Annotated in this window: 13 protein-coding genes; 1 reads left to right on the plus strand and 12 read right to left on the minus strand. The window is 39.1% G+C overall.

The window, feature by feature from the left end:
- Window positions 1–127: 127 nt before the first annotated feature.
- From D7322_RS26860 to D7322_RS26870, 3 genes are all read right to left on the minus strand, one after another.
- A complete protein-coding gene (locus D7322_RS26860; RefSeq protein ID WP_121127257.1) occupies window positions 128–937 on the minus strand; it encodes a 3-keto-disaccharide hydrolase in 810 nt (269 codons plus the stop codon).
- A gap of 66 nt (window positions 938–1,003) precedes the next feature.
- Window positions 1,004–3,448 (minus strand): TonB-dependent receptor domain-containing protein, encoded by a 2,445-nt coding sequence (locus D7322_RS26865; RefSeq protein ID WP_121127258.1) that lies wholly within the window; start codon window positions 3,446–3,448, stop codon window positions 1,004–1,006.
- A 104-nt stretch (window positions 3,449–3,552) separates the two neighbouring features.
- Complete coding sequence (locus D7322_RS26870) at window positions 3,553–3,834, minus strand: ATP-dependent Clp protease adaptor ClpS (protein WP_121127259.1); 282 nt, start codon at window positions 3,832–3,834, stop codon at window positions 3,553–3,555.
- A 78-nt stretch (window positions 3,835–3,912) separates the two neighbouring features.
- Between D7322_RS26870 and D7322_RS26875 the strand changes: the two genes are divergently transcribed.
- Window positions 3,913–4,959 carry a 3-oxoacyl-ACP synthase III family protein gene (locus D7322_RS26875; RefSeq protein WP_121127260.1) on the plus strand — a complete coding sequence of 349 codons (1,047 nt, stop codon included), beginning with the start codon at window positions 3,913–3,915 and terminating at the stop codon, window positions 4,957–4,959.
- Window positions 4,960–5,028: 69 nt separating this feature from the next.
- Here the strand turns inward: D7322_RS26875 and atpG are convergent, their stop codons facing one another.
- The 9 genes from atpG to D7322_RS26920 form a co-directional block, all read right to left on the minus strand.
- The gene (atpG, locus tag D7322_RS26880; RefSeq protein WP_121127261.1) at window positions 5,029–5,931 is read right to left on the minus strand and encodes an ATP synthase F1 subunit gamma; all 903 of its coding nucleotides are present in this window, start codon (window positions 5,929–5,931) and stop codon (window positions 5,029–5,031) included.
- A 78-nt stretch (window positions 5,932–6,009) separates the two neighbouring features.
- Complete coding sequence (gene atpA, locus D7322_RS26885) at window positions 6,010–7,584, minus strand: F0F1 ATP synthase subunit alpha (protein WP_121127262.1); 1,575 nt, start codon at window positions 7,582–7,584, stop codon at window positions 6,010–6,012.
- Window positions 7,585–7,639: 55 nt separating this feature from the next.
- A complete protein-coding gene (locus D7322_RS26890; RefSeq protein ID WP_121127263.1) occupies window positions 7,640–8,182 on the minus strand; it encodes a F0F1 ATP synthase subunit delta in 543 nt (180 codons plus the stop codon).
- 29 nt (window positions 8,183–8,211) lie between these two features.
- Window positions 8,212–8,712, minus strand: a complete 501-nt coding sequence (locus D7322_RS26895) for a F0F1 ATP synthase subunit B (protein ID WP_104385733.1) — start codon at window positions 8,710–8,712, stop codon at window positions 8,212–8,214.
- 109 nt (window positions 8,713–8,821) lie between these two features.
- Window positions 8,822–9,016, minus strand: a complete 195-nt coding sequence (gene atpE / locus D7322_RS26900; RefSeq protein WP_121127264.1) for an ATP synthase F0 subunit C — start codon at window positions 9,014–9,016, stop codon at window positions 8,822–8,824.
- Between the two features lie 35 nt (window positions 9,017–9,051).
- Window positions 9,052–10,140 carry a F0F1 ATP synthase subunit A gene (gene atpB, locus D7322_RS26905; protein ID WP_121127265.1) on the minus strand — a complete coding sequence of 363 codons (1,089 nt, stop codon included), beginning with the start codon at window positions 10,138–10,140 and terminating at the stop codon, window positions 9,052–9,054.
- A gap of 94 nt (window positions 10,141–10,234) precedes the next feature.
- The gene (locus D7322_RS26910) at window positions 10,235–10,633 is read right to left on the minus strand and encodes a hypothetical protein (RefSeq protein WP_121127266.1); all 399 of its coding nucleotides are present in this window, start codon (window positions 10,631–10,633) and stop codon (window positions 10,235–10,237) included.
- Window positions 10,626–10,853: an AtpZ/AtpI family protein gene (locus tag D7322_RS26915; RefSeq protein ID WP_233789610.1), complete on the minus strand. Its 228-nt coding sequence runs from the start codon at window positions 10,851–10,853 to the stop codon at window positions 10,626–10,628. Before D7322_RS26915 ends, D7322_RS26910 begins: the two co-directional genes overlap by 8 nt.
- Before the next feature lie 49 nt (window positions 10,854–10,902).
- Window positions 10,903–13,128 (minus strand): helix-turn-helix domain-containing protein, encoded by a 2,226-nt coding sequence (locus D7322_RS26920; protein ID WP_121127267.1) that lies wholly within the window; start codon window positions 13,126–13,128, stop codon window positions 10,903–10,905.
- Window positions 13,129–13,315 lie beyond the last annotated feature (187 nt).

Here is a 13,315-nt window from a genome sequence, read left to right on the forward strand (position 1 = left end):
AGCGGAAAAATCTTACAAAGATCGGGATAACAGAACAAAAAATGGTGACCGAAATTATTCTGACCACCATTTTTTATAACATTTACTGAATATCCCATGGTTGTTATGACTTACAAGAGGGACAGTTTTATTTTAAAACTTTAACAGTTATATTTTTAAACCAAACGTCATTTCCATGATCTTGAAGACCGATCAATCCTGATTTACTTTCGCCGCCTACATGACTCAATAACTCAAAAGCCAATGGCCATTTTTCTTGGCTAAATTTACTTTTTTGTAGTAGATCAATCCATGATTTATCCCACAGGGTGTATTCGACGACTTTCACACCATTTTGGAAATGTTCCACTTTTCCATTGTTTACACGGATCTTCACTTTATTCCATTCGCCATAAGGTTTGCCATTTTGTGGTTTCGCAGGAATCATATCATATAAAGACGTAGACTTGCGATTTCCGTCAACCCCCATTTTAGCATCCGGATGGTTTTCGTTGTCAAGTACCTGGCATTCCGGTGATGAAATATAGATTGGCTGCCCTTCGACTTCTTTTGCCAGGAAAAAAATTCCCGAATTTGCTCCTTTGGCAACCTTCCACTCCATTTCCAATTCGAAATTTTTGAAATCATGTGCGAAAATCAGATCTCCGCCTTCATCTTTACCAACATTCGCCTGGCTATCAAACTTAATTGCGCCTTCATTAATAACCCATCTTTTAGGCACGACAGTTTTATCATATCCTCTCCAACCTTCCATCGAAGTACCATCGAAAATAACATATGCTCCGGCTTTATTCTTTTTGAATTTCTTGATATCCACACGTGGCAAATCCAGAATTTTGTAAGCAGGTACGTCTTTTTTTGCTTGTGCTACGGCAGTATGTAGATGTGCTGAAAATGCCATCACCGATACCGCAAGAACTGTTTTTAATAACTTCATTCTTCTAGTTTTAGGTTTGTTTCAAAATTAAAATTACGTATTTGGGCTTAAAAAGAGGAATATTTTTTAATATTCCTCACCGCCACTGTTTATTTCATTTGTTTGTGCTTCTTTCTTCTTAGACCTATTTAAATCCTGACTACCAAAACGATAAGACAGTGACAAGGTCACCATCCGCTTCATCCAACGGTGTTCAAAATTTGATATGAGCTGAGATGTCTCTGTCACACCATTCATTTTCCGTGAATTAAATACATCTCTAACATTTAACATAATTGATGCTTTTTTCTTGAATACATCCTTTTTCAACGCGATATCCACCCCTTTCATGGCATTCATCTGTCCTTGAGCCATCACCCGTGAAGAATTGTACTCACCTCTCATTTGAGCAGAGAAAGTAGGTGTGAAGCGATAGTTCGCAGTTAAATTTGCATTATAAGCGAAATCCTTTCTTTCTTTTATATCGTAGTCCGGATTTGCATTATATTTAATATGGATCAAATTAAGATTAAATGTAAAATCAAAATCCTTCGTCGCGTTGACTTTTGAAATAAATTCAAAGCCCGAAAGATTACGGCTGGTCATATTCTCCCATCGACTATACGTTCTGCCATCTTCAATTTTGTAAACAAAAGGCTGGATAACCTCGCTCGCGTGATTAAAATAGGCCGAAGATATTAAATTGAACTTCCCAAAAGTTTTGGCGAAGCTCATTTCAAAACTATGTACATCTTCTGGCTTCAGATTTGGGTTTCCCTGACGGTAATTCAAATCATCGGATACATTTAAAAACGGATTGACCTGCCAACCCCGGGCACGTTGCACACGGCGCGAGTAACTAAACTGAACTTTGTCTCCATTATCATCTACATCATATGTCAAGAACAATGTCGGATATAATCTAAAAAAGTTTTGTTTTGCATTGGATTCTTTTTCCACGGCATCGGGATCCTTGGAGATATAAGTAGATTTGAGTTCAAATTGCTCTCCCCGTAATCCAAGCTGATAGCCGATTTTGTCCGTCAGCTTATTTTGATAGTTTGCATAAATTGCATGGACAGCACTGGTAAAATCAAAATCATTACTGATCCTATAATCTCGTCCATAAATCTCATTTACGACCAAAGTATCGGATAATTGCGTATCAAAAGATTTTCTAATCTGGGAACGGTATCCGGCCTCAAATTTGCTTACTTCGGAAAATGGCAACACATAATCCAGCTGGAGATTGATATTCTTGCCGTCTTCAGAGGTTACATTCTTGCGGGAAGTATTTTTACGTCCGTCAGTATATTCTTGAAAGAAATCGTTTGTGCCATCTTCCTTGTCTCTTCCGTAACTCGCATTCCCGGTCAATTCCTCCCCTTGTCGCTTAAACTGATGTCTAAAATCGGCGTTGAATTCATAGCCAAGATCGTCTTCAAATTGAGTTGAATTACGAACGCTTGTTCCGGTTTCTACTGTCCCTTTATAAAACCGATAATCTAAATCCTCTATCCGCTTATTATCCCGAATGCTCAGATTACCTGAAAAGCTCAATGAGGTACGGTCAGACATATTGTAGTCAAAACCAGCTTTTACTGTATGGCTATTTCCCTTCCTGGACGATTCGGATTCGCTATAATTACGGGTCGTATCGCGCAAAAAGATATTGTCGGTCTTTCCACTCCCAACCATGTTACGTTTATTGAAGTTATAAGATCCGAAGTAATTGAATTTCCGATCACGATAATTCAATGTTAGACCGGCCATATAATTGTCATAGGAACCAGCGGATGTATTTACCGATCCATTGAGCCCTGTCCGAATATTCTTCTTTAGGACAATATTGATTATCCCGGTTTGTCCTTCCGCATCATATTTAGAGGAAGGATTGGTGATGACTTCAACTTTTTCAATGGAATTGGCCGGAAGACTCTGAAGCAGAGATGTGACATCGTTTCCTGCCAGTGCTGACTCACGGCCATCTATTAAGATCTTAACACTGCTGGATCCCCGCAGACTCACTGAACCATCTTGATCTACCTGAAGCGTAGGTACATTGGCCAACACATCTGTTGCTGTCCCCCCCGCGCTCACCAAACTCTCTCCAACGTTAAAAGTTTTACGGTCAATGCCAATCTGCATCGCAGGAACTCTCCCCTCAACGACAACTTCGTCCAATAGCTCCCCAGTGGAGGTGAGGCCGATCCGCCCAAGGTCTTTAGTTTTTGAAGCGGTCACATCAACTCCTACAATAGTAGAGGTTTCATAGCCCACGTAACTGATACGAACATTATATTTGCCTGGTGTGATATCCGAGAATAAAAGAAATCCTTGATCTACAGACTGCGCTCCTTTAACGTAGTTGTTGCCTGTATCTAAAAGGGCCGCACTCGCTGATGAAATAGGTTTGGAAGTTTTGCTATCGATCAGGATAGCTTTGATTTGACCGGTTTGTGCAAAAGCAATAACCGGTAGAAAGAATAAAAATAATAATAAAAATTTAAACGATTTAGCGTTAAATAACATGAGAGCTTCAGCTTAGTTTATAGTTATAATGCAAATAAAACTAAAACTTACAGACAAAATTGAAGCGTAACCATATTATTACGGTAACAAAAAGGATAGTAAATTTATTCTACTGACACTGTAAGACCTTCTGCTTTCAAAATTTTGCGGTAGATTTCCATCTCGGTGAAAGTGCCCTCCAAAACGGCGCACTTACCTTCAGTATGTACTTTCCATGCAATTTTCTCAGCTTGTTTTTCGGTATATTGGAGGTGATACATCAGACAATGGATCACATGTTCGAACGTATTCGTTTCGTCATTCCACAAAATCAAGCGATTAGAGTCCTTAACAGACGCTAATATCTCTTCTAACGTAAAGGTTTCTTCAGCAGTTCGGGTACCCATGCTGCAAAAATAGAATATTTTTTTCTAAATTAACGACAATATAAAAGGGAAGAATACAATCTATTAGAGGAATTTATTATGTTTCAGTCGAAAATCGCAGGAATTGGTTATTACGTTCCGAAAAACGTATATACCAACAATGACTTAACACGTTTTATGGATACCAGTGACGAATGGATTCAAGAAAGAACGGGTATTAAAGAACGCCGCTATGCCGACCGTATCGGAGAAACAACCACCACAATGGGTGTTGAAGCTGCAAAAATAGCAATTGAACGCGCCAATATTACTAGAGAAGATGTCGACTTTATTATCTTTGCGACCTTATCTCCTGACTATTATTTCCCCGGCTGTGCAGTATTACTGCAACGGGAAATGGGAATGAATGAAGTGGGCGCGTTAGATATTAGGAACCAATGTTCGGGTTTTATCTATGCCCTGTCTATCGCAGATCAATTTGTCAAAACAGGCATGTATAAAAATGTCCTTGTAGTAGGTTCGGAGAAGCATTCTTTTGCACTCGATTTTTCCACCAGAGGACGTGCTGTCTCCGTTATTTTCGGTGATGGTGCCGGAGCAGTAGTTGTACAGCCTACCACCGAAGCCGGCAAAGGCATTTTGAGCACACATTTACATTCGGACGGCGCTGAGGCAGAAAAGCTCGCAATGTATTACCCAGGGGCATCAAGCGGCATATGGTTAGATAAAATGCCCGACTGGCCAGAACAGGAACTGGGGGGATTATTGATGACCAAAGAAATGCTCGAAGATGGAACTGCATTCCCTAATATGGACGGACAGGCTGTGTTCAAAAAGGCCGTTGTAAAGTTTCCCGAAGTTATTCATGAGGCTTTGACAAAGAACAACCTGAAAACTTCTGACATCGACTTATTGATTCCCCATCAGGCCAATCTTCGTATTTCACAGTTTGTGCAGAAAACACTGGGATTAAATGAGGATCAGGTGTTCAACAATATCCAAAAATACGGCAATACTACAGCAGCGTCCATACCTATCGCATTAGCTGAGGCATGGGAAGCTGGGAAAATCAAAGAGGGCGATTTGATTTGTTTAGCCGCCTTTGGTGCAGGCTTTACTTGGGGATCCGCCTTAATCAGGTGGTAAAAAAAATACTAAACACAAAAAAAGCGTTAACCTTTCGATTAACGCTTTTTTTATATTTTCGAATAAGAATTATCCGTTTGACAAAGCTGCTGCTCCAGAAACGATTTCCGTTAACTCTGTAGTAATTGCCGCCTGACGTGCCTGGTTGTAAGATAACTTAAGTGATTTCAATAAGTCACCCGCATTTTCAGTCGCTTTATCCATGGCTGTCATACGTGCTCCATGCTCAGAAGCATTGGAATCCAAAACAGCTTTGTATAATTGAATCTTGATGGCTTTAGGAATTAATTCCTCGATAATCTTCTCTTTGGAAGGCTCGATGATATAATCCACTTCAGCTTCTATTTTTGCTTTATGCGTATGTTGTATGTTTTCCTCTGCAGGTGGTAATAAAGGCAAAATCTGCTCCGCTGTCAATTCTTGAACTGCAGCGTTTTTGAATTGGTTATAAACCACTTCTACACGATCAAAATTACCTTCCTTAAATTGTTCCATGATAAATTCTGTCACTAGGGAAACAGAGCCAAAATTTAAATCAGAAAACAAGTCTGAATGGTTTGCTATTACATTGAAACTACGTTTCGAATAGAAATCATAACCTTTTTTACCAATACCAATGATACTCAAATTACCTTTTGCATGCTGCTCGGCATATTTGTTAAAGATCAAGTTATTGGTTGTTTTGATTACATTCGCATTGAATGCTCCAGCCAAACCTCTATTAGAAGAAACAACAACGATCAACACCTTATTTGGCTCACGATCTACTGTAAAAGGAGAATTACTTCCCTCCACACTTGCAGAAACATCAGCCAAAATATCTCTTAGTTTATTCGCATATGGGCGCAATTGTAAGATAGCGTTAGTAGCGCGCTTCAATTTAGCAGCCGAAACCATTTTCATGGCTTTCGTGATCTGCTGTGTTGATGATACCGAGGTAATTCGGTTTCTTACTTCTTTTAAATTTGCCATATTTGTTTTAAGTATTAAGTACCTAGTATTGAGTATTGAGCCCAGTCAACTGACTCAATACCAAATACTCATTACTAATTAATATTTTGATGCTAAATCCTTAGCTACTGTTTCTAATACTGCAGTCAACTCATCTGAGAATTTACCAGCTTTGAAAGCTGACAAAACTTCTGGATGGCGTTGTTCCAATTGTGTCAAGAACTCTTCTTCAAATTCTCTTACTTTATTTACTGGAACGTTACGCAATAAACCTTTGGTTCCAATGTAAATGATCGCAACTTGCTTTTCTACAGAAACTGGAGAGTATTGACCTTGTTTCAAGATCTCAACGTTACGAACACCTTTATCCAATACCGCTTTGGTAGCAGCATCCAGATCAGAACCGAATTTTGCGAAAGCTTCCAATTCACGGTACTGCGCTTGATCTAACTTTAATGTACCAGATACTTTCTTCATTGGCTTGATCTGAGCGTTACCACCCACACGAGATACCGAAATACCTACGTTGATCGCCGGACGAATACCAGCATTGAATAAGTTAGACTCCAAGAAAATCTGACCATCTGTAATCGAGATTACGTTGGTAGGGATATAGGCCGACACGTCACCTGCTTGTGTTTCGATAATCGGAAGAGCTGTCAATGAACCACCACCTTTAACCAAATGTTTGATAGATTCAGGAAGGTCATTCATATTACGGGCGATATCATCCGAAGAGTTGATTTTCGCTGCACGCTCTAACAAGCGGCTATGTAAGTAGAATACGTCACCTGGGTATGCTTCACGGCCTGGAGGTCGACGTAATAACAAAGAAACCTCACGGTAAGCCACAGCTTGTTTAGACAAATCATCATAAACGATCAACGCTGGACGACCTGTATCACGGAAGAACTCACCGATCGCAGCACCCGCCATTGGCGCGTAGAATTGAAGTGGAGCAGGATCAGCAGCGGAAGCAGCTACAACAACTGTATAAGCCATCGCACCTCTTTCCTCCAATGTACGAACGATATTCGCTACAGTAGAATTCTTTTGACCTACAGCAACGTAGATACAGAATACAGGTTGACCTGCATCGTAGAATTCTTTTTGGTTTAAGATCGTATCGATACATACCGCAGTTTTACCTGTTTGACGGTCACCGATAACCAACTCACGTTGACCGCGACCTACTGGAATCATCGCATCGATTGCCTTGATACCTGTTTGTAATGGTTCAGTTACTGGCTGACGGTAGATAACACCTGGAGCCTTACGCTCGATAGGCATTTCGTATAATTCTCCTTGGATAGGTCCTTTACCATCAATTGGCTGCCCCAATGTATTCACAACACGTCCCAACAAACCTTCTCCAACTTTGATGGATGCAATACGGTTGGTACGTTTAATCGTATCTCCTTCTTTAATTTCGTCAGAAGGGCCTAAAAGTACAACACCAACGTTGTCTTCCTCTAAGTTTAATACAATACCTTGTAATCCGTTATCAAATTCAACCAACTCACCGGACTGAACTTTAGTTAAGCCGTAAATACGAGCAATACCGTCACCTACTGCAAGTACGGTACCCACTTCCTCTAGTTCGGCTTCTGATTTAAAGCCCGCCAATTGCTCTCTTAGAATTGCCGAAACTTCATCTGGTCTTACCTCTATCATTTTAATTATTATAAGGGTTTTTTTGATTTATTTTACTTTAAATACCAGAATAACCTTAGTTACCCTGATTCAAATATCTTTCTAATTTGTTCAACTTACCAGCAATACTTGCATCAATCTGGCGATCACCAATATTGACGACAAATCCGCCGATCAATTTGTTATCGACTTTATTGACCAATATCACTTGAGCGTTGGTTTCTTTTGCAAGTACATCTTTCATTGCGGCTAAATTAGCTTCAGAGAGTGGTGCAGCAGAGGTAACTGTAGCTTTTACAATACCTTTAACCTCGTTATACTCACGGACAAATTCCTGCGCAGTAGCATATACGATCGTACCACGACCTTTGTTGATCATGATCTTAAAGAAAGCCAAGATATTTGGATTGATCTTATCTTTAAATAAAGCATCTAATATATTCTTCTTCTTGTCCAAAGGAACAATAGGATTGGCCAAAACAGCCTGCAATTCCGAACTGGACTTTAAAACAGCAATGAAAGAATCCATATCTGTTTTGATGGTCTCCAGTGAGCCCTGCTCGCTAGCCAAGTCAATTAATGACTTTGCATATCTCGATGCTACTTTAAATACTGACATAATTCTATTTCGTAATTTGAGTGACCGGATTAGTTCAATTTAACGTCTTTAAGCAAATCTGCTACAAGCGCTTCTTGCTTACCTTGGTCCTCAAATTCCTTGTTTAACACTTTACGGGCGATATCCAAAGACAAAGAAGAAACTTGTGATTTGACTTCAGCCAATGCTTTATTCTTTTGTTCGTCAATCTCCTCTTTCGCTTGAGCAATCATTTTAGCACCTTCATACTGCGCCTGTGTTCTTGCCTCAGCAACGATTTTTTCTTTTAGCTCTTTTGCTTCTTTAAGGATAACATCACGTTCTGCACGAGCCTCTTTAAGCAATTGTTCGTTTTCATTTGTCAAACGAGCCATTTCTAATTTAGCTTTCTCAGCAGCCTCCAATGCATTTGCAATTCCTTGCTCACGTTCATCTAAAGCGTTGACGATAGGTTTCCAGGCAAACTTGCCCAATAAAAAGATCACAACCAACAAGATGATTAGTTGCCAAAAGAACAAACCGTACGAGAACTGATTAATTAATGCTTCCATTTATATACAATTGTAAATTATAATTTTCTTTTGTGTATTTTTTTGTTTAAACACAGTTTGCAACCAACCGTTGCAAACTGTGTTTAGTAATTTTTTTAATCAACTTGGATTATGCACCTAAGATTAAAGCACCGAATGCTAAACCTTCAACTAAGGCACCAATGATGATCATCGCAGTTTGAATTTTAGATGCTGCTTCTGGTTGACGAGCGATAGCTTCCATAGCTGAACCACCGATTTTACCTAAACCTAAACCTGCACCGATTACGATTAAACCTGCACCTACTAAATTTGGAATTACCATGTTTTTAATATATAAAATTTAACAAAAAAATTCAATTAATGATGAGCGTGTTCCTCTACTGCCATTCCGATAAATAAGGATGACAACATCGTAAAGATGAATGCTTGAAGAAAAGCTACTAAAAGTTCCAATAAGAATAAAACAAGTGTCAACACCATAGAGACACCAATACTACCTCCTACTGTCAACTGTTGTTGGAATAAATAAACAATTGCGATCAACCCCATGACAACAGAGTGACCAGCTGTAATATTCGCAAACAAACGCAACATTAAGGAGAAGGGTTTTGTAAACATACCCAGTACCTCAATTGGTGCGAGAACTATTTTAAAAGGAACCGGAACACCTGGCATCCAGAAAATATGTTTCCAGTAATCTTTATTTCCTTTGAAATTGATAACAAAAAAGGTAAATAAAGCTAAACATAAAGTTACCGTAATATTACCAGTCACATTAAAACCAAGTGGTGTTAAACCTAATAAGTTTAGAATAAAAATCAGGAAAAATACAGATAACAGGTAAGGCATAAATTCCTTATAACGATGACCGATATTAGGAATAGCCATTTCATCACGTACATATAAAACCAACGGTTCTAAAACACGACCGATGCCTTTTGGAAGATTATTTACGCCTTTTTTATAGGTTTTAGCTAGGCCGATAAAGCCCCAAAACATTAAAAATGCCGCTAATATTAAACCGACAACATTTTTTGTAATCGAAAAATCCAGGGGTTTTGCATTCGTAGGATGATGTTTATCATCGTAGCTCAATGTACCGGCAGCATCTGTTTTATAGATCTTTCCGTGGTAAAGTGTATAGAATTGACCATTTTTCTCCACAACAGACTCTCCATGATGAAACTCGCCAGAAGAAAAAACAACCAATCCATTATCAATAAGAATTACTGGCAATGGAAAACCATAATGTTTTCCTGCTTTTTTATCGGTAAACAAAGAGAAATAATGATCATCCTGTAAGTGATGTTGACTATACTCTTTAATTTCCTCAGCCTGGGTTTTAGGCGCATCCCCATGCGCTTCCTCAGCTGCTTTTAAGGTAAAAGGATTGACAGCAAGAAAAATTACTGCAAATAATAAAAGTGCTCTCTTAAGATTCACCATTTCAGATTACTATTGAATAATAAAAAATTTTGCGCAAAAATACAATTTTATTTGGCATAAATCACCATTTGTTTAAACTTTTTCCAAAAATAGTTTAAACCTGTTTATCTGCCTGATTTAAAGCGCTAAAAGCGACATATACATCGACAAACAAAGCGATAAAAAATACAACCAAAAAGTTATATTCGATAAAGTTGTTTTCAACGGTCTTTAGCCCGTCTTTTATATAAATATACCCCGCGACAGCTTTCAGTAGCACAAGGCCTAGAAATATGACGCCTAATTTCTCTGGCATGGACCAGTTCGCAAAAAAGATCAAAACCGCAGCCAGCAAAGAAGAACAGAAGCCAAATGTATACATCCCCACAAGACTGTAGGACGTTTGAGCCCAGTACCCCCCAGTGTTCATTCCGGATATCACGAGATAATGTGCAGCAAAACTTGCCGCAAAAACGATCAGCAGCACAAGGACGCTTTTCAAATAACTATTCATTCTTATTAATTTGATTTGCTTGCCTGATGAACTGATACAGAGATACAACCACTCCTAACAGTGTCAATCCCTTCATTCCCCATTCACCCGCAATCGCATATTTATTGTCTAACCAACTTCCGACCCAGTAAAATAAATATATTGTCACACCCATCTGAATCGGCATGGAAGTAAAAACAATCCATTTGTTAATCTTTTTATTGGTTTTCTCCTCTTTCAATTAGTTTATAATAAAAGGTTGACAAATATACATCATAAATCCTTACCCACTACAATCCTAAAACTTTTTGTCCAATTTTAATATCCGGATAGTCTATATCCGCCCCTAATAGCATCTTGAGCTCCGAAGAAGATTTATCAGGATTTGCACGAATAACGTCCAAGATACGATCCAGTTTCTCTTGATCAATTAATTCTGTTGCTTCAACCTCCGTCCCCACAAAATTAATCAAATGTCCGTAAATCGTACCGGCTACCATCCCGCGCTTACCTGCTATATCAGCGATACTCATCCCTTCTTTAAACATTTCCAATGAAATATCTTTCGTATCTAATTTCTTGGTGCCTTCCTCATCAGCACTTTGAGCTGCCAGCACCTCCTTTTCTTTCGTTTTAACCTGAGCGGCTACATCAAGCATGGCGGTTTGGAAATCCTCTCTTTTAGACAGCGTTTCAGCAATAATTAGACAATGTTGTAACTGTTCGCGTTTCCTTTTGTAATCCAGCAATATGGCCTTTAGCTCATCAATATATTTCTTTGTCCGCTTACGAATCTGGTATTCTTCAATGTGTTTTGTCAACGCTTCAATAAGGTCCTTATCCATTCGGGGCAAAAACCAATTTACAGCGGCAGTGGAACGTTCACAGATCAGATCATAGTCAATCGCTTCTTTATCCCGAAGAAGATCATAAAGGACAACAATAAATTTATGTGCTACCTTCTCCTGTGTCTGGAGCTGTTTAACCACCTTCTGAAAGAACTGAATGGCCGTTTCCTTCCCATCGATATTGCGTTCTTCCATTGATTTAAGCAGCTCTGAAGTCTCTGCTAAGAGTCCATCCCACCGAAAACCATTCATTAGAATCTGCCCAAGATAATTTCGTTGGCACTGTTCCAATATTTCATTGATATTAGACTGGGAATGTGCCCGTTGCGCAAATTCAACCACTTGGTAATCCGTGCGGATGGCATAAGATGGAATAATAGATTTAAGCACCAGTCCATCCAGACTTGTCAGACGGCTTAACGCAACGTAAACCTGTCCTGCAGCAAAGGAAGTACCCGCATCTATAATTGCCTTCTGGAAGGTCAATCCCTGACTTTTATGAATCGTGATTGCCCAAGCTAATCGCAGCGGAAATTGAGAAAATGTCCCTAGAATTTCTTCTCTGATCTGATCCTGTCCTTTATCATAATTGTAACGGATATTTTCCCAGGTTTCCCTTTTTACCGTCACCTCTTCAGAACCATCTGGAAAAGTAACCGATACAGTACCATGTGCTGTATCTATATCCTTTACCGTACCAATTTTACCATTGTAATACTTTCGCTCCTCACCAGAATCATTTCGGATAAACATCACCTGTGCACCTATTTTTAATGATAGTGTTTCCTCGGCAGGATAAGATCCTTGTGCGAAGTCATCTTTCACCACGGCTTTTAAGTTGAGCATTTTCCCAGATAATGACGCCAACTTTGCGCTGTTAATCTCGTCGGCATTCCGATTATGAGATGTCAATGTGATATATTGTTCCTCCTCCTTTGGCACGAAATCTTGCTGATAGTACCCATTTAAGGTAGCCAGCATCTCACTGGTGCATTGATTATTCCGTATCGCATTTAAAATCGAAATAAAGCTCTCGTCCTGCTGACGATAGATTTTATTGAGTTCTAACATGACCAAAGGGCTATCCCGTAAGATTTTTGCATTGAAGAAAAACACCGAAGAATAATGATCACGTAGGACATTCCATTCCGCATCTTTGACCACGGGTGGTAATTGATATAAATCTCCGATAAACAACACCTGCAAACCACCGAAAGGACGCATATCGCGACGAACCGACTGTAATATCACATTGATCGCATCTAATGTATCTGCCCTTACCATTGAGACCTCATCAATAACCAACAGCTCCAGTTCCTGCAAAATCGCCCGTCGTTGTTTTGTTAGTTTTATTGTGCTGAACAACCGGGATTTATTATAGATATGACTGTCCTGCTCATCCCAGCGCAACTCATAATCCTCCACAAAAGTTCCGAAAGGAAGCCAAAATAACGAGTGTAAAGTCGTCCCTCCCGCATTCATGGCAGCGACACCTGTCGGTGCGGTAATAGCCATTTTCTTGTAGCTATGCTCACGAATATATTTCAAGAAAGTCGTTTTACCTGTACCTGCCTTTCCTGTAATAAATACATTCTGATTGGTTTGGTTAACAAATGCAACAGCCTGCATAAATGCTGTGTTTTCCCGATCGACTTGAAAATTTGACATATCCTGAAATTAGATTGATCACAAAACTAAGGATTTCATTTTGAAAACATATCCTACCCCTGGATTGTATATTTTATAAAAAAACGCGTTTTACTGATGATTTTATCAAAGCTAAAACGGTTAACTAAAAACATTAATGATTTTTTTCTATATTTAGCTGCTGAATTAAAGATGAATAAATTTTTAG

The sequence above is a fragment of the Sphingobacterium puteale genome, assembly GCF_003627955.1.
Lineage (GTDB): Bacteria > Bacteroidota > Bacteroidia > Sphingobacteriales > Sphingobacteriaceae > Sphingobacterium > Sphingobacterium puteale.

Coding starts and splice junctions, on each gene's coding strand:
- D7322_RS26860 (WP_121127257.1), bottom strand. CDS start 937: ATGAAGTTATTAAAAACAGTTCTTGCGGTATCGGTGATGGCATTTTCA.
- D7322_RS26865 (WP_121127258.1), bottom strand. CDS start 3,448: ATGTTATTTAACGCTAAATCGTTTAAATTTTTATTATTATTTTTATTC.
- D7322_RS26870 (WP_121127259.1), bottom strand. CDS start 3,834: ATGGGTACCCGAACTGCTGAAGAAACCTTTACGTTAGAAGAGATATTA.
- D7322_RS26875 (WP_121127260.1), top strand. CDS start 3,913: ATGTTTCAGTCGAAAATCGCAGGAATTGGTTATTACGTTCCGAAAAAC.
- atpG (WP_121127261.1), bottom strand. CDS start 5,931: ATGGCAAATTTAAAAGAAGTAAGAAACCGAATTACCTCGGTATCATCA.
- atpA (WP_121127262.1), bottom strand. CDS start 7,584: ATGATAGAGGTAAGACCAGATGAAGTTTCGGCAATTCTAAGAGAGCAA.
- D7322_RS26890 (WP_121127263.1), bottom strand. CDS start 8,182: ATGTCAGTATTTAAAGTAGCATCGAGATATGCAAAGTCATTAATTGAC.
- D7322_RS26895 (WP_104385733.1), bottom strand. CDS start 8,712: ATGGAAGCATTAATTAATCAGTTCTCGTACGGTTTGTTCTTTTGGCAA.
- atpE (WP_121127264.1), bottom strand. CDS start 9,016: ATGGTAATTCCAAATTTAGTAGGTGCAGGTTTAATCGTAATCGGTGCA.
- atpB (WP_121127265.1), bottom strand. CDS start 10,140: ATGGTGAATCTTAAGAGAGCACTTTTATTATTTGCAGTAATTTTTCTT.
- D7322_RS26910 (WP_121127266.1), bottom strand. CDS start 10,633: ATGAATAGTTATTTGAAAAGCGTCCTTGTGCTGCTGATCGTTTTTGCG.
- D7322_RS26920 (WP_121127267.1), bottom strand. CDS start 13,128: ATGTCAAATTTTCAAGTCGATCGGGAAAACACAGCATTTATGCAGGCT.